Raw genomic sequence first — 19,936 nt, 5'->3', positions numbered from 1 at the left:
GAAATTTCTTTGAGGTTTGTTTTTATATTCGTAAAAACGGTAGCTGAGCGAAGTCGAAGCTACATATTTCTTCTATACTTACCACCCACTTCAAACAAAGCGTTGGTAATCTGCCCAAGTGAACAATACTTCACTGCATCCATCATAACATTGAATAAATTCTGCTGATTGATGGCAGCGTGTTGCAGAGTTTTTAAAGCGGCTTCAGATTTATCTTTATTAGCTTGCTGGAAATTATGAAGCGTTTCGATCTGCACCTGCTTTTCTTCTTCGGTGGAACGGATAACTTCTCCCGGACGAACCGTTGGCGAACCATCTTTTCCAAGGAAAGTATTTACTCCGATGATCGGATATTCTCCGGTGTGTTTCAGCCATTCGTAATGCATCGATTCTTCCTGAATTTTTGAACGTTGATACATCGTTTCCATAGCTCCCAATACGCCACCTCTTTCCGTGATTCTGTCGAATTCTGCATACACAGCTTCTTCCACCAAATCTGTCAGCTCTTCAATAATAAATGAACCCTGAAGCGGATTTTCGTTTTTAGCCAATCCTAATTCTTTATTGATAATCAACTGAATCGCCATTGCTCTTCTTACAGATTGCTCAGTCGGGGTTGTAATCGCCTCGTCATAAGCATTGGTGTGCAATGAATTACAGTTGTCATAGATGGCATAAAGCGCCTGAAGCGTTGTTCTGATGTCGTTAAAATCAATTTCCTGAGCGTGAAGAGAACGTCCTGAAGTCTGAATGTGGTATTTCAGCATCTGACTTCTTTCGTCTGCACCATATTTCAGTTTCATTGCTTTTGCCCAGATTCTTCTCGCTACACGTCCGATTACTGAATATTCAGGGTCGATACCGTTGGAGAAGAAGAACGATAAGTTCGGTGCAAAATCATTAATGTCCATTCCTCTTGACAGATAATATTCAACATACGTGAAACCATTTGCCAGGGTAAATGCCAACTGAGAAACCGGATTTGCACCCGCTTCTGCAATGTGATATCCTGAAATAGAAACCGAGTAGAAGTTTCTTACTTTTTCTGTGATAAAATATTCCTGAACGTCACCCATTAATCTTAGGGCAAATTCAGTTGAGAAAATACAAGTATTCTGAGCCTGATCTTCTTTTAAAATATCAGCCTGAACGGTACCACGAACAGTTGCAATGGTTTTAGCCTTAATTTCAGCATAAGCTTCCGCAGGAATCACTTCGTCACCTGTCAAACCTAATAATTTTAAACCTAAACCATTGTTTGATGGTGGAAGTTCGCCATTGTATTTTGGTCTTTCTAAACCTTTATCGTCGAATTTTGCTTTTAAAGCTTTTTCAACATTTGCTTCTAATTGATGTTCAGCAATATATTTTTCAACATTCTGGTCAATAGCCGCGTTCATAAAGAAAGCCAGCAACATCGGCGCAGGTCCGTTGATGGTCATTGAAACGGAAGTCATTGCATTCACCAAATCAAATCCGGAATACAGTTTTTTCGCATCATCTAAAGTTGCGATAGAAACTCCTGCATTTCCGATTTTACCGTAAATATCTGGTGGTAGAGCAGGGTCCTGACCGTATAAAGTTACAGAATCAAACGCCGTTGATAAACGTTTTGCATCCATTTCCGCAGAAACATAGTGGAATCTTCTGTTCGTTCTTTCGGGTCCGCCTTCTCCGGCAAACATTCTTGTTGGATCTTCTCCAGTTCTTTTGAAAGGATAAATTCCGGCTGTATAAGGGAATCCTCCCGGAAGGTTTTCCTGACCTTTCCATTTGATCAAATCACCCCAATCGGTATATTTTGGTAAAGATATTTTTGGAATTTTTAAATGTGATAAAGATTCTGTTGAGGTTTCAACTTTAATTTCTTTTCCGCGAACGAAATAAGAGTAAAACTCAGCTTTGAAAGCCTGTTTAGTATCTTCCCAATTGTTCAGGAAGTCAATATTTTCCTGCTGAAGATCTTTTTCAGCTTTTTGATATTCTGTATCCAAAGTTTCATTAGAAAGAAATTTTTTAACTCCTTCAATGTGATACATTTTTCTTGCTAATTCTGCTTGTTTTTCAACGTTAGCATCGTAAATTCTATTATTTTCTACAATTTCCGATAAATAACGAACTCTTTTTGGAGGAATTATCGTGATATCTTCAGAAACTTCTTGTTCAACAAAACCTTGCAGGTTTAAATCTAAAAACTTGTCATTTACTTTTTCAACTAATCTATTGTATAAATCAGTTGTTCCGTGGTCGTTAAACTGAGAAGCTTTTGTTGCGTAAACCGGCATATCATCCAAAGGACTTTCCCACAACAAATGGTTTCTCTGGAACTGTTTTCTTACCGCTTGCAGTGCGTCAAGAGCACCTCTTTTATCAGATTTATTTAAAGCAACTAAATCTGCATAATCTAACATATCTATTTTTTCCAATTGTGTAGAAGCTCCATATTCAGGAGTCATTACGTACATTGAAACATCCGCAAAATCTGAAACTTCAGAACCGGATTGTCCGATACCCGAAGTTTCCAGAATAATTACATCAGGATGAGCCAGTTTCAAAACATTTAATGCTGAATGAATGAACGGAGATACAGAAACGTTGTTTTCTCTCGTCGCCATCGAACGCATATAAACTCGTGGATCATTGATCGCGTTCATACGAATTCTGTCTCCCAAAAGCGCTCCTCCTGTTTTCTTTTTTGAAGGGTCAATGGAGATGATCGCAATCTTCTTACCTGGATTTGAGCGTAAAAAACGTCGTACCAATTCATCTGTCAAAGATGATTTTCCAGCTCCACCTGTTCCTGTAATCCCGATGATTGGGATATTTAAGTTTTTTGATTTTTCGTCAATGGCTTTTACCAAATCCGGTTTTTCTTCTGAGAAGTTTTCAACGGCAGAAATGATTTTAGCAATGCTGGTCGAGTTTTCGAAACTGATGTTATCCAAATCTTCAGCAGTCACTTCTTTTCCTGTCGCAAAGTCTGATCTTTTCACCAAATCGTCGATCATTCCCTGAAGACCAAGTTCACGGCCGTCGTCCGGAGAATAAATTCTGTCGATTCCGTAAGACATTATATCTTCGATTTCTTCGGGCAGAATTACACCGCCACCACCACCGAAAATTTTGATTTGCGGTGAGTTTTTTTCTCTTAAAAGGTCGTAGATATATTTGAAATATTCGTTGTGACCACCTTGGTATGAAGTCAGTGCAATAGCGTTGGCATCTTCCTGAATGGCTGTGTTTACTACTTCTTCCGCTGATTTGTCGTGGCCAAGGTGAATGACTTCGCATCCCGTTCCCTGAATCACACGACGCATGATATTAATAGCTGCATCATGACCGTCGAATAACGACGCTGCTGTTACAATTCTTACTTTGTTTGTTGGCGTATATTTTTGGGTTTCCATATTGTTTGTAGAAAATTTCTAAGTTCCCAAATATAACAATTTAATAAAAACTTATTTTAATTATTCAAGGTATTGATTTTTAAGTATTTAAATAAAATTTTAGAAATGCAAGTTTCCTGTTTTAAGTTTAAAAAAAACTTTGTCTTTCATTGAGATTAAAACGCAATGAAAGACAAAGAAAAATTAAATGTAATGCCACAGTCAAGATAAACAAGGCCGTTTGACTATGTCGAATCTTCGATTTCACTTATTTTCGAAATACAAAGTTTTTAAAATGTACAACGGATAAGGGACTTATTTAATGGTAAGAGTTTCTTCTCAAAATAAAATTCGTTATTTTTGCACCATATAATATAGTATGCAGAAAGCACTGATGTATTTCGCTTTGGGAACGGTTCTCAGTTTTGTGATCAATTACTTTTTCATCAGCAGTGAAAATATTGGGTTAGATATTTTTTATGCAATTGCTTTCGGCTCAGCTTGGGGATTGTCTTACTATCTTGATACTCCGAAATTTACTTTAGTTCAAAAATTACTGAGTTCTTTTGCAGCAATGGGACTATTGGTTTTAATTGGTTATCTAATATTTAATCTTGAATTGGCAATTCCTGCCATTCTGAAATTCTCTACGGTTTTTGTGGCGTATTATTTAATTGCAAGTTTCAGGGCTAATAAGTCTTTGCGTAATTAATATTTGCTTCAAAAATTCTTCTTTGAAAACTGTTATTGAAATATTTAAATCTGATCATATATATAGATGCTGATTTATTAAGTTTAAATATGTTTTCACAATCTAAAAATAATTTGTACCTTTGCACACCCTTATGGGGAAAATTATGTTTAATCTTTAACTAAAACGTGTGAATACATTAAGTTACAAAACTGTTTCAGCGAACAAAGCTACTGCAAATAAAGAATGGGTTGTAGTAGACGCTGAAGGACAACCGTTAGGAAGACTAGCTTCTAAGGTTGCAAAGATTTTGAGAGGTAAGCACAAAGCAAACTTTACACCTCACGTAGATTGTGGTGATAATGTTATTGTTTTGAATGCTGGGAAAGTTACACTTTCCGGAACCAAGTGGGAAGACAAGACTTACATTTGGCATACAGGTTATCCTGGAGGTCAAAAGTCTATGACGGCTACTGAACTTCTAAAGAAAGATTCTTTAAAAGTATTGGAAAAATCTGTAAAAGGTATGCTTCCAAAAACTAAATTAGGATCTGCTTTGTTCAAAAACCTTTATTTATATGAAGGAACTGAGCACAAGCATGAAGCTCAACAGCCTAAAACACTTAATATTAACGAATTTAAATAATTAATATGTCTATAGTTCACAAAATCGGAAGAAGAAAGACTTCTGTAGCAAGAGTTTATGTAAAACCAGGTTCTGGTGTGATTACAGTAAACGGTAAAGAAGCTGCAACTTATTTCTCTACAGACGTAATGGTTTATAAATTAAATCAGCCGTTTATCCTTTCTGAAACTGCAGGTCAGTATGACGTTACCGTAAATGTTTTCGGTGGTGGTAATACAGGTCAGGCAGAAGCTATCAGATTAGGTATTTCTAGAGCGCTTTGCGAAATCAATGCTGAATACAGATTGTTGTTGAAGCCTGCAGGTTTACTTACAAGAGATGCAAGAATGGTAGAAAGAAAGAAACCAGGTCAGAAAAAAGCAAGAAAGAGATTCCAGTTCTCAAAACGTTAATTTTCAGACTTCAGATTCAGGATATCAGATTTCAGAATTTTTTCTGTCTGTTGTCTTATATCTGAAAGCTATTTATCAAAACAAAAAAATTGCCCGTTACGTTTAGCATCCAAACACTTCTCCCATCTAAAGAAGTTGTTGATTGTTTAAGAAACGGAAAGTAAACTAACAAAAACAGAAAACATGGCAAAAGCAAATGTAAAAGACCTTCTAGAGGCTGGTGTACACTTCGGTCACATGACTAGAAAGTGGAATCCAAATATGGCTCCATACATTTTTATGGAGAAAAATGGTATTCACATTGTAGACTTACATAAAACAGCTGTTAAATTGGATGAAGCGTGCAGCGCTTTAGAAAAATTAACTTCTGCAGGTAAAAAAGTTCTTTTCGTAGCTACTAAAAAGCAAGCGAAAGAAGTAGTTGCTAAGCACGCTGCTGAACTTAATATGCCTTATATTACAGAAAGATGGCCGGGAGGTATGTTAACGAATTTCGTTACAATCAGAAAAGCTGTAAAGAAAATGAACTCTATCGACAAAATGAAAAAAGACGGTACGTTCGAAACTTTATCTAAAAAAGAAAGATTACAAGTTGACAGACAAAGAGCTAACTTAGAGAAAAACTTAGGTTCTATCTCTGACATGGTGCGTCTTCCTTCTGCAATCTTCGTTGTAGATATCATGAGAGAACACATCGCTGTTACTGAAGCTAAGAAATTAGGTATCCCGGTTTTCGGTATTGTTGATACTAACTCTGACCCAAGAAAAGTAGACTTCGTTATCCCAGGAAACGATGATGCTTCAAAATCTATCGATATGATCTTAAACGTAGTTTCAGATTCTATCAAAGAAGGTCAGTCTCAGAGAAAAGCTGATAAAGAAAAATCTAAAGAAGAAGGAGAAGTAGTATCTGCTGATAAAGATGCAGATTTCGACGCTGCTGCTGAATAATTAAGATTTTATCTTTAAAATAATAAATCCGCTAAACTTGTTTAGCGGATTTTTGTTATCTTATGGACATCTCAAAATAGTAATGGGTGGATTTGGATCATTTGGATCAGTAGGTAAAGTATAGGGGATACCAATTCTACAAACTGCACCACAGCAGATTTCACCTTCGTTACAGCCGTCACTGCAACGTCTGTAACCTCCTTTGATTGTCATCAATTCTCTTCTTGAGATTTTTTTTAAATTTTTCATATTTTTTGGTTTGATGGGTTTCCTACTCTATATGCTTTTCGGATGCCGCAATTTTATATCCAAATATAATGAAATCTTTAATATTCTTGTAAAAGTGATAAAATTTTTAATAATTATTTTTTTTAGCGAAATTTTATTCTATTTAAACAATCAAAAATTGGCTTTAGACAAGACATCATTAAAATAGCAATTAATCTGAAAGCTTTACAGAGTAAGAGGTTGCAATAAATTTCGAAGTCAGATATGAAGATTTACAAACTATTGCTGAAAGTTGATATGTCTGATTTTTAGGAATCATTGCCGAACCTATTTTTCCTTTTCCAATAGGGATTCTTTTAAAATAATTATTTCCACTTACGGTTAAAACCATATTACAACTTGAGGTATTTTCTACAGTCAAGGCTGTTTTAGTTTCTTCCGGAGATTCACCGTTCAATAAATAAGTTAAAACTTCTGCAGTTTCAGATTTATAGGTTTTTAAAACTTCCTGATACTCTCGTTCTGCATTTGATGGAGAATTCACAACAGGATAATTATTGTATGAAGGCATACAGCTGTTTAAAACAAATAGAATTGCTGACCATACAAACAGTGTCCTCATCTTTACTTTTTCTTCTTTTTTTGTTTGGCTAAAGTAGCTTTTTTTGCCGAATATTTTTCGTCTGAATCCCTTCCTGGACTAATGTTTGAAGCTAAACTTTTATTGTCCTCGAATTTTTTATATTCAGGATTAGTGATAACAAGTTGGATGTTTTTTTTGATTAGTTTTTGTGATGCGTACTTTACATCGCAGACATTTCCAGAGATAGAGTAGTTGTCTTTATCTAAAACAATAAAATTTTCATTGTGGGTAGGAACGGCTAGATTATAAAACTTTTTTCCAGTGATTTTCAAAACCATATTGCAGTCAGAATTATTTCTGAAAAGCAATATTGCTTCGTTGCTGTTGATGTCTTCATTAAACATCGTATTGAGCAGTTTTACGGTCTTTTCCTTGTGTTCGGAAGTAGTTTCGGCGATCAATTTCTTAAACTGTTCAGAATCATCGGAAATACTTTTTCCCCTCACACTTTGCGGAAATTCTGTGATAATGGGACGAACTTCCATTGGCTTTGCGGTAAGTGCACCTTTCGTCCATTCTTTGTTTTTGAGCGCAATCACTTTAGACTGTAAAATGTGTTTTTTAGGATCTTCAGGATGCGCATTTTTCAAATATTCTTCAATCTCGGAAATGTTTGTGTTTTTTAAAATATCATCATGATTTGCAGTTTGCGTTGAGCATGATAATGTGAGAGAGAAGAATAAAATGATGAGTGAATTTTTTTTCATCAAGTTATTTTTTCATTAATTAATTCTAAATTTTATATAAGTAATTGTTTTTCCTTTGGCAGAAAAAAGTTCTTCGTAATAGGTTCTGATGTCTCTTAAATGAGGAGTGTTCGGGTCGTATTCCAAAGCTCCGTAAATATCGTGGTGAGCAGAGATAATCTCATAACCTGCACCCTGAAGATAACCTAAAGTGTAACCATGCAGAAATTCTGAATCGGTTTTAAGATGAATAATTCCCCCTGGTTTCAGAAATCTTTTGTAACGTTCAAGAAAATCGGGATGCGTCAATCGATGTTTTGTACGTCTGTATTTGATTTGAGGATCCGGGAAAGTAATCCAGATTTCGTCTACTTCATTTTCTGCGAAAAAGTGGTCAACCAATTCGATTTGTGAACGGACAAATGCCACGTTTTCCATACTATTTTCCACAGCTTCTTTAGCTCCAAACCAAAATCTGGCGCCTTTGATGTCAATTCCGATAAAGTTTTTTTCAGTAAAAGTTTTGGCAAGTCCTACTGTGTATTCACCTTTTCCACAACCTAATTCTACAACGATAGGATGGTCATTTTTGAAGAAATCTTTTCTCCAGTTTCCTTTGAGTGCAAAACCGGTGATGGCTTCTTCTCTAGTTGGCTGAATGACGTTTGGTAATATTTTATTCTCTGCGAATCTTGCTAGTTTGTTCTTGCCCATGTCTAAATATGAAATCTCGCAAAATTAGCAAAAATAACATACACTTTGTAGATATTTAATGCAAAAGAAAAAGCAAAATAAGTTTTCGGAAACTATTTTTTTGAAGAACTTCCAAGTGCTACCATCAAGGGTTTTTGGATGGTTTTCTGAGAAGCGTATTGAGCACCGCAAACAATGCTCGTCAGAAGATAGTCGCCTTTTTGTATGACAAGAGAATTGTCACCACCTGCAGGAACCGGGAGTCGGTACTTTGTGGTTCCGACACCTTCAATTCTTACGATTATGTTACAGTCAGATTTATTTTCAATCATGATGATGCATTCTTTTGCATTCGGATCATTATCAAATAAAGAATTTAATATTTTGACGGTCTTATTTTTATGTTCCATCGGATTGTCTGCCATCAACATATTAAATTCTGAGGCTTCCGTATCAGCAATTGCAGTGGTAGTTTTTGCAACTGTAGGCGATGCAACAAAAACATTTTTCGGTGAACTTGGAGTATAAACGACGGCAGATTGACCAACCTGAAGTTCTCGTTGATATTTTGCAATCTGTTTCTGCTTGATGATGGCATTCATCTCATCAAAAGTAATTTTTGTAGATGGCTTTCTTCGCAACATTGCTAACCAATCCTGCATTTGCTTTACCTTAGAATCATTTGGAGCTGCATTTTTTATATACTCTTTCATAAGATCCATCACTTTGGGTTTCAGAACTGATCTTCGGGGATCATCCGGATGAGCATCTCTTAGGAATGCATTGATTTCGTATATGTTTTTGCTTTTTAAAATATTGCTGTAATCTTTACCCTGTTTCTGGGCAGAAAAGCAGATGAACAAAAGTGTAGTAAAAACTAAAAATAACTTTTTCATTTAATATTACATTAAGGCGATTGAAGTGATTTTCTTCAAATATGTTTATGTAAAAAGGGATCGTGATTGGCTTTAACACTGATAAAATTAAACATATTTTTAAAGATTGGAAAAAAAATACGGTTAAATTTTTTTAAAGTAAGATAATTAGCAACCCTCAAATCTTAATATATCACTTTACAACGTCCTGTAAGTGTGAATTTCTCAACCTTCTCTGATAAATTGGAATGTACTTCTCAATAGGGAGTTTTATAGCTTCAAAATTTCCGGTCTGCACGTAGACTTCCACATTTTCTGAGGTGTAAACGAATTGAAGGAAATTATCAATCAGATTTTCAGGAATTTTAAATCTTGTGAAATAATCCTTACCTAGGTAATTTTTGATAGACGTAACAGAGTTGGTCATTCTTTCGTAGGCAACATATCGCTGTTTTTTCTTTCTTTCACCAGACAAGATATCAAATATACTTTCTAAACTGAAAGTAAGGCCTCCATCTCTCAAACCTGCAACAGGAAGTTGTGGCGGAGTACCGTCTCCTTTAGGTTCAGGAAGTCCGATCACCTTTTTCAAGGCGTAAGCTTTGTCCTCTTTTCTCAATGAATTAACATCATATCTCAAATTTCCTGTAGGTCGGAAACGATTGATCACCACTTCCTGAATATCGTGGTAAGCAACTTTTAATTCAACTAAATTTCTGTTATTAAAACTTTGCGGGGAGAGTTTTACATCTTTTCTCTCAGTGACAATTGAGGTAAAACGGATGACATCTTCAGGATTTGCCTGAATGGTAAAATCTCCGTTGTAATTGGTAAGTACGGTTTTTAGTGTCGTAAGATTGGTCACATAAACCTGATTAAGATACAACACCGAATTGTCTCTTAAAAAAACCTGACCCGAAAAAATCTGTGCATTAATTTTAACTAAAAAAATCAATAACAAAAGGGTAATTACTTTCTTCATATAATGTGCAAAATTACATAAGAAAAGCATCATTATTTGATATTACTCCCCCTGAAACAGGTTAAAATTATATTAAACTTTTATTTAAACTGTTAATGAATGTTATAAAACAGGCCTTATAATTAAAAACTTAGTTTATTTATCCCACAAACTGTCGTTTCTGTTTTTCACTAAAAGCCAACTTGTGTACTTTACACTTATATTTCCAGATTCTGTCCAGGAGATAAAGTACCAATAGGTTGCTGTAGAAACAGGTCTTCCTTTCATTTTTCCGTCCCATGTAAAGTTGTTTGAAGGCGCACCTCTGAAAAGTTCTGCTCCGTAACGGTCAAAGATCCTGAATTCGAGATTATTTTTGCTCATCAATGCTGAATAATTGATTCCGTCATTGTGACCGTCTGCGTTTGGTGTAATGGTGTTAATTAAATTTATAATAACAAAAGTTTGTTCTACAACTTCACATTTCTGAGAATCTCTCACATAGATTTTGTGATTACCCGTCGTTACATTATAAAATATATTTGAATTTTGCCAAGTATTGTTATCCAGTGAATATTCGTAAGGTGGAACTCCGCCACTTACGCCAATAGTTACTGTAGATCCGTTAATATCAATTGATGTAATCACCGGTAAAACAGATTCTGAAACATTCACAAACTGCTTGTAAACGCAACCGTCAAAAGTAAGCTCTACCCAATAATTTCCTGCACCAACATTGGTTATTGATGGAGTTGTTGCTCCTGTGCTCCATAGATATGCTGTGAAACCCGAACCTGCATCTAATGTAGTTTTAGTTTTCGGACAGATTAATTTATCAACTAAAATATCAGATTTTTTAGGAACTTTAAGAGTGATTCTCAAAGTAGCAACATTCGGACAGAATCCGGCTTTTTCAAATCTTATGTAATAAATTTGTGTTCCTGTAAGCGAGACTGCACCACTTATCGCAGCCGTATCATTTTGAGCATCGGCTAGAGTTGCATGATAAGTGACTGTCACTAAAGGATCTGCTGTAAATTGTGGTATAAACTGAGCAAGATTTACAGGTTTAATTCCATCTAAATCGTCGTCACAAAAGTTTGTAACTAAAGAGGTCGTCAATAATGGAAGTCTTGTTCCAACCGTAAAATTAATTGGCTGAATAACAGGCGCACATCCGTCAGGGGATTCTACCCGAATGTAAATCGTCGTATTTGCAGTATAGCTCCAGTTGTTGGGAAGAGTAGTGTTATTACCAAGGTTTGCATCTGCTAACAAAGCGTAATATCTTACATTGGTAAAATAGGCAGGATTATTCAATATTAATTGGGTAATATCTGATAAAACCACATTTACCGTTCCGTCAAGATTTTCATCACATTGAGCACCGAAAGTTCCTACTGTAACGACAGCGAGAGGAAATAAATTGAGCGTAACCTGTGCAATATTTTTACAACCTGTAGGATTTTTAACTACAACGTAAACAATTGTTCCGTTTGGAGCAGAATAGGTTGTCGGTACCAGAATTTGTCCTGTTGCATTTTCTGTCTGCGCTGCCAATAAACTCGTGTAATATGTTTTTATGACAGGATTATTTGTGGTAACGTTTGCTGTTGTCAAATCAAACGTTCCTACACCATTTACATTACAAACTGTTAATGTTGTATTATTGACAGTTACTGGCTGAATGTTTATGGTTACAGTTACCGATTCGCAATCTGGAAATTCGGGATCGTTTCCGCAGAAAGTATAAGTGAAAGTATCTGTTCCACCCGCTGAAGGATTGGTAGCGGTGTAAGTTATGACACCCGTTGTCGTATTGATCACCGCAGTTCCTAAAGTTGGTGCCGTAGTAATAGCTACCGTTGATACTACGGGAGTTTGTATGGATGTTGTAAAAGTAGGAACAATAGTTTTTGTGTCGCAAATATTATAGTTTGCTGTGGTCAGTTTTAAACAGTTTAAAACTTTATATTGAGCAGTCACAAGTGGTGCACAACTTCCCATCGTAACCGAACATGTGTAGTAACCTGATTGTATTGGAGTATAAGATGGTCCGGTTGCACCCACAATTAATATTCCGTTTCTGTACCATTGATAAGTTTCGTAAATAATAGGATCTACCGTCAAAACAATTCCCGGAACGCAGTCTCCTCCGGATTTGATAATAACAGGTTGTGTCGCAAATCCGGCAAAGAAACCGCCGTATCCTACTGCGTCACTTCCGGCTGTGATTCCTGCAGTAATTGCTTTAGTGGAAACAACTGTAATTGTCCCAACTGTATTTGGAATTCCGTAAGTTACCCATGCATTCAGACCTGTCATATCAAATGGTCCTGTTGTTGCTGGTGGAGTAACGCCATTTACAGTGACTACTGCGCCACGTTCTGTAACTAAATTTAATTTTGTAGGAATATTCAATATTCCCAAGGGATTTGCATTTGAATGAACAAAATTTTCATTAATAAATCCAATTTCATTAATCTGTTTAGGAAGATAACAACTCAAAGCCGGTATAAAATTGAATCCGCCTGTTGCAATTTCAGTTCCGCTTACAGAATCTCCGGCCAAAAGCTGATAAACATATGCATTTTTGGTAGTTCGGATATACATGTTGTAGTGACTTGTACCCTGCAGCTGATATTTGGTGTCTGAAACTACATAATATTGTCCGGTATTTAGCGTGGTAATCGGTGATCCTTCATTATTTAAGAAAACCTGCGTATTATCCTGAGTTGCAATTACCAAAGCTCCTTCCATGTTGCTTCCAATGCTTCCATTTCCTTTTACCAAGGCGAACTGAGTACCGAGTTGCTCGACAGGCACAGACTGATCCATTAGAATATCTGAACTGTTTGGTGCATTCCCGGAATATTGACCGTTGAAGTTTCCGTTGGTCACATTGACGGGTTTGTCTGATGTAATTTTAGCTCCAATGAAACCGTCAAAATTTCCAGTAATATTTCCTATACCGTCGATGATGTAAGATTGCCCTTTATTTAAAATAAAAGTCATGGTAGGATTGGTTATTCCTGTTGTTCCATTCGAAAACTGAACGGTAGGTTTGTATCCGGAAATCGTAACTGTGGTGTTGTCTTCTGTTGCCAACACGCTCGTCATAAAATTCAGAATGCCGTTACTAACCGTTATGGGAGCACTGGCAACGAAGAAATTTTTTCCAGTGGAAGGAATTCCTTTTGAAGTAATGATTTCAGCATGATTGTAAACTGAAAATCTAAGATTGGCATAAAAAGGGAAATCTGCTTTTACATACAAACCTTTTGTACCCGGAGTAAAAAGATCAGTTTGTAATGTTGTAATAATATAATCTCTTAAAACATTAAATTTCTGAGGATTATTTTTACTGATTGTAACAGTTCCAATTACAACGTTATTGTTATATATCGTGACAGCAAATGGTGTCGTACGATTTGTTGAAAGATATAAATTTTGATACGGATTCGGATTTCCTGTTCTGTCTACCATTGGCGCAAACCAATGCTCTCTATCCAATTGTGCGAAAGAAATAGAGAATATATAAAAAATAAGAAAAAAAGATAGAATTTTCTTCATTCTGTATTTGATTTTATCACAAATTTAATAATAATATGCGTTGAATCATTTAAAAATAAACAAAAAAAACCACGATCTGGAATCGTGGTTTTAATAATATTTAAAAAGTATTAATTATTCTCTGTTTTTCACAAGTATCCAACCTGAAAATTTAATTGGAGTTTTGTTTTTCGACTCATTCCAAGTGATGCTGAACCAATAATTTCCTGTAGAAACTTTCTTGGTCTTATTAATGGTTCCATCCCATTTGAAGCCAGTGTCTTTGTTACCTTCGAAAATTTTCACTCCATATCTGTCAAAAATTCCTAGAACTAAATTAGGCTTATTGGCAAGAGCTGAATAATCTAAAACATCATTCACTCCGTCACCGTTTGGTGTAATTACATTTACAATATTCGGTATAGTAATCGTAACCTCTATCGGTGTACAGTCAAAACTGTCTTTTACATAAACCGTTGTGTCACCTCTAGGAAGATCAGTAAATACATTAGAATCCTGCCAGTTGATATTATCAATTGAATATTTGTATGGGGCAGTACCTCCGACAACAGATACGGTAATCTCAGTACTTGAAATATCGATATTTGAAACTACAGGTTGTTGTGTAGGATATACACTTACAGTTTGTCTTGTAATACAGTCTCCGGTTTTCAGATCTACCCAGTAAGTTCCGACACTCACATTAGAAATTGTCTGAGTAGTAGCTCCTGTACTCCAGGTATAACCGCTAAAGCCCGGACCTGCATCTAATATTGTTCTGTTTTCGATACAAATTTCTTTGTCGACCAAAACCGTAGATTTCACAGGAGGGAAAACGATCAATGTAATCATTGCAACTCTGTAACAACCATTAGCATTGCTTACTCTGACGTATACAACACCGTTTGGTGCAATATAGCTGGCCGGAGTCAGAATTTCATTCGTCTGGTTATTAGCATCCGTCAATGAAGGATAATATTTTTTTGTAACCCCAGGCTGTGTAGTTACACTAGCATTGGTAAGATTAAACAATCCCGTAGCGATATTATTTTCGAGATAACAGGTTCTTAGGATTGCATCATTTACAACCGGGCTTTCTGAGATGGTAAGTGTTAATGTGATTTGTTCGCAATCTATAAAATCCGCAGCATTTCCGCAGAATTTATAAGTGATGGTGTCAGTACCTGCAAATCCGAAGTTCGGAACATAACCGATCACACCTGTTGTAGGATTTATAATTGCAGTACCATTGATTGGTGGAGTTACAATTTGCACCGTACTCGGAACAAAAGTCTGTGTAGATGAAGTGAATGCAGGAACAATATTTAAGTAACCTTCACACACTGTCTTAGCAGCAGTTGTCTGTTGAAGACAAGTATATACTTTATATGCAGGTGTAGTTGCAGGAGCACAAGAACCAACTGTAATTCTTACCGTATAATTTCCTGACTGAGTCGGCGTATATGAGTAGCTGTTTGCTCCTGTAATCGGAACATCATTTCTAAACCATTGGTAAGTATCATAACCATCATCCACTTCTAGAACTAACCCCGGAATACAATCTCCTGTTTGTTTTGCAATAAGCGGAATTGAAGAGAAACCTGCGAAGTATCCACCGTATCCTGAAGTGCTGTAGCCACCGTTAAGACCTGCGGTAACAGCTTTATTTGAAACGATAGTGAGATTACCTGTAACGCCTTCTAATGCATAAGTCACCCAGTTTGTATTTCCTGTTACAGGATATGGTCCTTGTGCAGCAGTAGGAGCTACGTTGTTTACAGTAACAGTTGCTCCCGCTTCCGTTAAAATATTTAATTTAATAATTGTTCCAGATGGTGTTGCACTTGCTCCACCTGCTCCTGTAGGCATTTCGTTAATCTTACCAATTTCATCGATTTTTCTTGGTAAGAAGCAATTTAAAGGTGGTATGTAATTAAAACCACACGTTGCATTACTGCCATCCACAGATACCAATTGATATAAATACACATTTTTAGTAGTACTTATAAACATGTTTCTGTGAGTTCCTCCTTGTAAAATGTAATCGCTTCCGGCAATTCTGTACCATTGTCCTGCACCAAGAGTTGCTGCCGGAGTTGTAGAACCATTCAGGAAAACCTGTGTATTGTTTTCTGTAGCAACTACAATTCCTCCTTCAATATCAGAAGCATTAGGAGATCGGGACTTCACCATTGCAAAGGTATTTCCCAATCTTTCTAAAGGAACTGATTGATCTAAAATAATATCAGCACCCTGGCTGCTTGCCGCTCCAAAATTTCCAAGTACATTTCCATTGGTTAATGTAATCGGTTTGTCGGCAACAATTTTAGCTCCAATAAAGCTCTGCATGTTTGCAGCTGGGCTTCCCGCACCTGCAAATATGAAAGACTGACCTTTATTGATCGTAAAAGTGTGCGTGTTGGTAGGTGGGGTTGCTCCATAAAAAGCAATAGGAATAGTATTGCTCCATGTTGCGGTTACAGTTGTGTTGTCTTCGGTTGCCAAAACTCCTGCAGTAAAGTTGTTACCTGTACTTACAAAGGGAGAAGGTGTAGCGGCTACATAGAATTCTTTACCAATCCCAGCCTTTCCTTTACTTGTAAGAATTTCGGCATGCGTGGTGCTGCTCACAATCCTCAAGGTACAGTAGAATGGTTTCGTTCCATTAAGGTATAAACCTTTATTGATCACAGCAAACCCCTCCGAAGCCGTTGTAGCAGAAATATTTGCAGCAGATACAATATAAGTTTGCGGACTTCCCTTACTGATTGTCACAGTTCCTAAAGCTATATTATTACTGTAAACAGTTACCACAAAAGGTGTTACTGAATCTGTAGATAAATAAAGGGATTGTGTGACTGAGGAGGATGCATAAAAAGGTGCTATCCAATGCTCTGTGTCTCTTTGAGCAGAAACATTGATGCCCGTAATCATTAGTAGAAAAATGAGTAGAAATTGTTTCATAAGCGTAGAATTAGGATTTTTACAAAAATAATGTAAAAAGAGATATGTTTTCAGAAATTTTTTAAAATATTGTTAATGATGTTAACTAAAAAGCCACAACTGGTTGCTGTGGCTTTTTTTTTATTATAAATAAAATATTACTCTCTATGTTTTACCAAAATCCATCCTGTATATTTTACAGGTGTTTTTTGCACATTCGGTTCTACCCAGTTGATATGATACCAATATGTTCCTGTAAGGATTCCTTTACCGGCAAATCTTCCGTCCCACTTGTAGTTGTTTGACTTGTCTCCGGTAAATAATTTATTTCCGTATCTGTCATAGATTACAAATGTAAGGTTTCCTTTGTAAGCTAATGCGCTGTAATCTAATACGTCATTTACATTATCTCCATTTGGTGTGATTGCGTTGACTAGATTAGGTACTGTAATTTCAATAGAAATAGGAGTACAATCTAAAGCATCTTTTACATAGAATGTATGTTGACCTCTTGTAAGATTTGTAAATACATTTGAGTCTTGCCAAGTTGTAGTTCCGTCCACTGCATATTTGTATGGTGCAGTTCCGCTTTCTACAATTACTGTAGCAGTATTGTTAGAGATTTCGATAGATGTTACAACCGGTTCGTTAGCTTTTTTAACGCTTACTGCTTGCTTTATAGAACATCCTTCATTCTGAAGAATTACCCAATAATTGCCAACAGGAACTCCCTGAATAGTTTGAGTAGTTGCTCCTGTACTCCACAGGTAAGACTGGAATCCTGATCCTGCATCTAAAGTGGTTCTGTCATCAATACAGATAAATTTGTCCTTTAAAACAGTTGATCTCTTCGGAGGAGTTACTTTCAGATTGATTTTAGCGATTGCATAACATCCGTTTGAATTAAATACTCTAACATAGACAGAGCCGTTGCTTGAAATATAAGCCGTTGGAATAGGGCTTGTAATCTCATTAGTTCCGTTGCTTGCATCTGTAAATGTTGGATAATATTTTTTGGTAACCGGAGTTTCATTCGTAATTACCGCAGAAGTTAAATTGAATGTACCTTTAGTTTCATTATTTTCTATAAAACATACTGTTAATGTTGCTTCATTTACTACCGGAGTAGGGAAGAACTCTAAAGTAATTTTAGCATTACCTACACAGCCTTCAGAGGTCGTTACTCTTACATATACAAAGCCAGCTCCTGAGAAGTAATTTGTAGGATTAGTGATTTGATTTGTATTTGCATTAAGATCAGCCAAAGTAGGATAGAATTTTTTAGTTGTCGGTACTAAATTATCTGTAACGTTAGCAGTTGTTAAGTCAAAATATCCTTTTCCTGCATATTGACAAGCCTTGATAGTTCTGTCTGTCAATACAAATGGTACTAAATTTAAATTTAAAGTAATTTGTTCACAGTCTACGAATTCCGGAGTATTTCCACAGAATTTATAAACGATTACATCTGCTCCCAAATATCCTGCTTGTGGAATGTAAGTAATGGCACCTGTTGAAGGATTAATCGAAGCAGTTCCGTGTGCAGGTTGTGTAATAATTGTTACTGTACTCGCTAAAGGAGATTGGGTAGAATTTGTAAAAGTAGGCGTAATCACTTTACTTCCACATATATTCACTGATTGAGTGGTTTGTGTTAAACATGTAAATACTTTGTAAATAGGCGTTGTCACAGGAGGGCAGGTTCCCATTGTAACTCTTACTGTATAATTTCCACCCACTGTAGGAGTATAGGTATTTGATGTTGCTCCGGTAATAGCTGTAGAACCTAAAAACCATTGATAAGATTCGTAACTGTCATCAACCTCCAAAACGATTCCGGGTACACAGTCTCCTGTCTTTTTTGCGATAATCGGGATAGATGAGAATCCTGCGAAGTATCCACCATATCCAGATGTACTATAACCTCCATTAATACCAGCTGTTACAGCTTTAGTTGATGTTATTGTAAGATTTCCCGTAACTCCTTCTATCCCGTAAGTTACCCACGAGGAATTTCCTGTAAGTGGAAAAGGTCCTTGAGTTGCTGTTGGTGCAACATTGTTTACTAACACAGTTGCCCCTGCTTCAGTCAATATGTTTAATTTAATAACCATATCACTTGGAGTAGGAATTGGTAAAGGCATTTCGTTGATTTTGCCGATCTCATCAATTTTTCTTGGAAGAAAACAATTCAATGGCGGTATATAATTGAAGCCACAAGTTGCGCTACTATCACCGACCGATACTAGTTGATATAAATAAACATTTTTTGAAGTGCTTACAAGCATATTGTAATGACCAGAAGACCCTTGAGGAACATAGTTGTCACCGGTAATTCTATACCATTGTCCTTGATTTAATGTTGCTACGGCAAGACCAGAGCCATTCAAAAATACTTGAGTATTGTTTTCAGTTGCTACAACAATTGCGCCTTCCAAATCAGCGGTTGTAGATCTCGTTCTAACCATTGCGAAAGTGCTTCCAAGCCTTTCTACTGGTACAGATTGATCAAGAATGGCATCAGAACCTGAGCCTGTATTGTTACCAAAATTACCATTCACATTTCCATTGGTAAGTGTAATTGGTTTGTCTGCTACAATTTTTGCACCCATGAAAGGGGCAGTACCTGATGTATTACCTGCAAAAATGAAAGATTGCCCTTTATTTAAAGTAAATGTTTGTGTATTTCCTGTCGGGGTGCCCCCTATGAAACCTACAGTACCAGTCCATGTTGCAGTAACGACTGTGTTATTTTCAGTTGCTAAAACTCCGGCAGTAAAATTATTTGAAGTAGCAGTAGAAGGAGTATTAGCTACATAAAATTCTTTTCCGATACCTGCTTTACCTTTGCTGGTAACGATCTCAGCGTGTGTAGTGCTGCTTACCATTCGCAATGTGCAATAAAATGGCTTTGAACCTTTAAGGTAGATACCTTTTGTGATAACAGTGAAAAGTTCTGCACTAGTATTAGTTGAAATAACCGAACTTGGAATTACCAAAATTCCAGGATTATTTTTACTGATAGTAATGGTCGATGGTATTGGTGCTGCTGGTAGTGGCGGTGAAGGTAATGGCAAATTGTTACTTGTAATGGTCACTTCAAACGGAATTACCGAATCAGTAGACAGATAAACAGATTGCGTATAAGCCTGTGTGTAATGAAACGGAGCGATCCAATGTTCGGTATCCCTCTGAGCAAACAGAGAAGAGAATGTTGCAAAAACTAATACTAAGCTGAGTAGAAATCTTTTCATAAATTATGGAATTAGGATTTGTACAAAATTAAAAT

At 36.3% G+C, this 19,936-nt stretch carries 14 protein-coding genes; 4 read left to right on the top strand and 10 right to left on the bottom strand.

Translation table 11 applies throughout. The features are described from left to right. Window positions 1-59: 59 nt before the first annotated feature. Window positions 60-3,407, bottom strand: a complete 3,348-nt coding sequence (locus NZ698_RS14315) for a methylmalonyl-CoA mutase family protein (RefSeq protein ID WP_263003879.1) — start codon at window positions 3,405-3,407, stop codon at window positions 60-62. Between the two features lie 358 nt (window positions 3,408-3,765). On the opposite strand from NZ698_RS14315, the gene NZ698_RS14310 reads away from it, so the two are divergent. The 4 genes from NZ698_RS14310 to rpsB all read left to right on the top strand — a co-directional run bounded on the left by NZ698_RS14310 (window position 3,766) and on the right by rpsB (window position 6,066). After that, a complete protein-coding gene (locus tag NZ698_RS14310) occupies window positions 3,766-4,098 on the top strand; it encodes a hypothetical protein (protein WP_129535865.1) in 333 nt (110 codons plus the stop codon). A gap of 169 nt (window positions 4,099-4,267) precedes the next feature. After that, on the top strand, window positions 4,268-4,723 hold the full coding sequence (gene rplM / locus NZ698_RS14305) for a 50S ribosomal protein L13 (protein WP_047445148.1): 456 nt from the start codon (window positions 4,268-4,270) through the stop codon (window positions 4,721-4,723). Window positions 4,724-4,728: 5 nt separating this feature from the next. Further along, on the top strand, window positions 4,729-5,115 hold the full coding sequence (gene rpsI, locus NZ698_RS14300; protein ID WP_263003878.1) for a 30S ribosomal protein S9: 387 nt from the start codon (window positions 4,729-4,731) through the stop codon (window positions 5,113-5,115). 183 nt (window positions 5,116-5,298) lie between these two features. Further along, complete coding sequence (rpsB, locus tag NZ698_RS14295) at window positions 5,299-6,066, top strand: 30S ribosomal protein S2 (protein WP_047445142.1); 768 nt, start codon at window positions 5,299-5,301, stop codon at window positions 6,064-6,066. A 60-nt stretch (window positions 6,067-6,126) separates the two neighbouring features. Here rpsB and NZ698_RS14290 read toward each other — a convergent pair whose 3' ends face one another. From NZ698_RS14290 to NZ698_RS14250, 9 genes are all read right to left on the bottom strand, one after another. Beyond that, window positions 6,127-6,315, bottom strand: a complete 189-nt coding sequence (locus NZ698_RS14290) for a bacteriocin-like protein (protein WP_263003877.1) — start codon at window positions 6,313-6,315, stop codon at window positions 6,127-6,129. Window positions 6,316-6,505: 190 nt separating this feature from the next. After that, the gene (locus NZ698_RS14285) at window positions 6,506-6,916 is read right to left on the bottom strand and encodes a DUF6759 domain-containing protein (RefSeq protein ID WP_263003876.1); all 411 of its coding nucleotides are present in this window, start codon (window positions 6,914-6,916) and stop codon (window positions 6,506-6,508) included. A gap of 2 nt (window positions 6,917-6,918) precedes the next feature. Further along, window positions 6,919-7,644, bottom strand: a complete 726-nt coding sequence (locus NZ698_RS14280) for a DUF6759 domain-containing protein (protein WP_263003875.1) — start codon at window positions 7,642-7,644, stop codon at window positions 6,919-6,921. A gap of 15 nt (window positions 7,645-7,659) precedes the next feature. After that, window positions 7,660-8,337: a tRNA (guanosine(46)-N7)-methyltransferase TrmB gene (trmB, locus tag NZ698_RS14275; RefSeq protein WP_263003874.1), complete on the bottom strand. Its 678-nt coding sequence runs from the start codon at window positions 8,335-8,337 to the stop codon at window positions 7,660-7,662. Between the two features lie 92 nt (window positions 8,338-8,429). Continuing rightward, window positions 8,430-9,212 carry a DUF6759 domain-containing protein gene (locus tag NZ698_RS14270; RefSeq protein ID WP_263003873.1) on the bottom strand — a complete coding sequence of 261 codons (783 nt, stop codon included), beginning with the start codon at window positions 9,210-9,212 and terminating at the stop codon, window positions 8,430-8,432. 172 nt (window positions 9,213-9,384) lie between these two features. Continuing rightward, window positions 9,385-10,173, bottom strand: a complete 789-nt coding sequence (locus NZ698_RS14265; RefSeq protein WP_263003872.1) for a hypothetical protein — start codon at window positions 10,171-10,173, stop codon at window positions 9,385-9,387. A 135-nt stretch (window positions 10,174-10,308) separates the two neighbouring features. Then, on the bottom strand, window positions 10,309-13,725 hold the full coding sequence (locus NZ698_RS14260) for an FIDD domain-containing protein (protein WP_263003871.1): 3,417 nt from the start codon (window positions 13,723-13,725) through the stop codon (window positions 10,309-10,311). Between the two features lie 114 nt (window positions 13,726-13,839). Then, window positions 13,840-16,668 (bottom strand): T9SS type B sorting domain-containing protein, encoded by a 2,829-nt coding sequence (locus NZ698_RS14255; RefSeq protein WP_263003870.1) that lies wholly within the window; start codon window positions 16,666-16,668, stop codon window positions 13,840-13,842. A 137-nt stretch (window positions 16,669-16,805) separates the two neighbouring features. Then, the gene (locus NZ698_RS14250) at window positions 16,806-19,901 is read right to left on the bottom strand and encodes an FIDD domain-containing protein (RefSeq protein WP_263003869.1); all 3,096 of its coding nucleotides are present in this window, start codon (window positions 19,899-19,901) and stop codon (window positions 16,806-16,808) included. Window positions 19,902-19,936: the final 35 nt, after the last annotated feature.

This window comes from Chryseobacterium edaphi (assembly GCF_025628985.1).
Taxonomy (GTDB): domain Bacteria; phylum Bacteroidota; class Bacteroidia; order Flavobacteriales; family Weeksellaceae; genus Chryseobacterium; species Chryseobacterium edaphi.
This window is presented reverse-complemented; position numbering and strand designations above follow the sequence as displayed.

Excerpts from the sequence above, each read along its gene's own strand:
- NZ698_RS14315 (WP_263003879.1), bottom strand. The coding sequence starts at position 3,407 with ATGGAAACCCAAAAATATACGCCAACAAACAAAGTAAGAATTGTAACA.
- NZ698_RS14310 (WP_129535865.1), top strand. The coding sequence starts at position 3,766 with ATGCAGAAAGCACTGATGTATTTCGCTTTGGGAACGGTTCTCAGTTTT.
- rpsI (WP_263003878.1), top strand. The coding sequence starts at position 4,729 with ATGTCTATAGTTCACAAAATCGGAAGAAGAAAGACTTCTGTAGCAAGA.
- rpsB (WP_047445142.1), top strand. The coding sequence starts at position 5,299 with ATGGCAAAAGCAAATGTAAAAGACCTTCTAGAGGCTGGTGTACACTTC.
- NZ698_RS14290 (WP_263003877.1), bottom strand. The coding sequence starts at position 6,315 with ATGAAAAATTTAAAAAAAATCTCAAGAAGAGAATTGATGACAATCAAA.
- NZ698_RS14285 (WP_263003876.1), bottom strand. The coding sequence starts at position 6,916 with ATGAGGACACTGTTTGTATGGTCAGCAATTCTATTTGTTTTAAACAGC.
- NZ698_RS14280 (WP_263003875.1), bottom strand. The coding sequence starts at position 7,644 with ATGAAAAAAAATTCACTCATCATTTTATTCTTCTCTCTCACATTATCA.
- trmB (WP_263003874.1), bottom strand. The coding sequence starts at position 8,337 with ATGGGCAAGAACAAACTAGCAAGATTCGCAGAGAATAAAATATTACCA.
- NZ698_RS14270 (WP_263003873.1), bottom strand. The coding sequence starts at position 9,212 with ATGAAAAAGTTATTTTTAGTTTTTACTACACTTTTGTTCATCTGCTTT.
- NZ698_RS14265 (WP_263003872.1), bottom strand. The coding sequence starts at position 10,173 with ATGAAGAAAGTAATTACCCTTTTGTTATTGATTTTTTTAGTTAAAATT.
- NZ698_RS14260 (WP_263003871.1), bottom strand. The coding sequence starts at position 13,725 with ATGAAGAAAATTCTATCTTTTTTTCTTATTTTTTATATATTCTCTATT.
- NZ698_RS14255 (WP_263003870.1), bottom strand. The coding sequence starts at position 16,668 with ATGAAACAATTTCTACTCATTTTTCTACTAATGATTACGGGCATCAAT.
- NZ698_RS14250 (WP_263003869.1), bottom strand. The coding sequence starts at position 19,901 with ATGAAAAGATTTCTACTCAGCTTAGTATTAGTTTTTGCAACATTCTCT.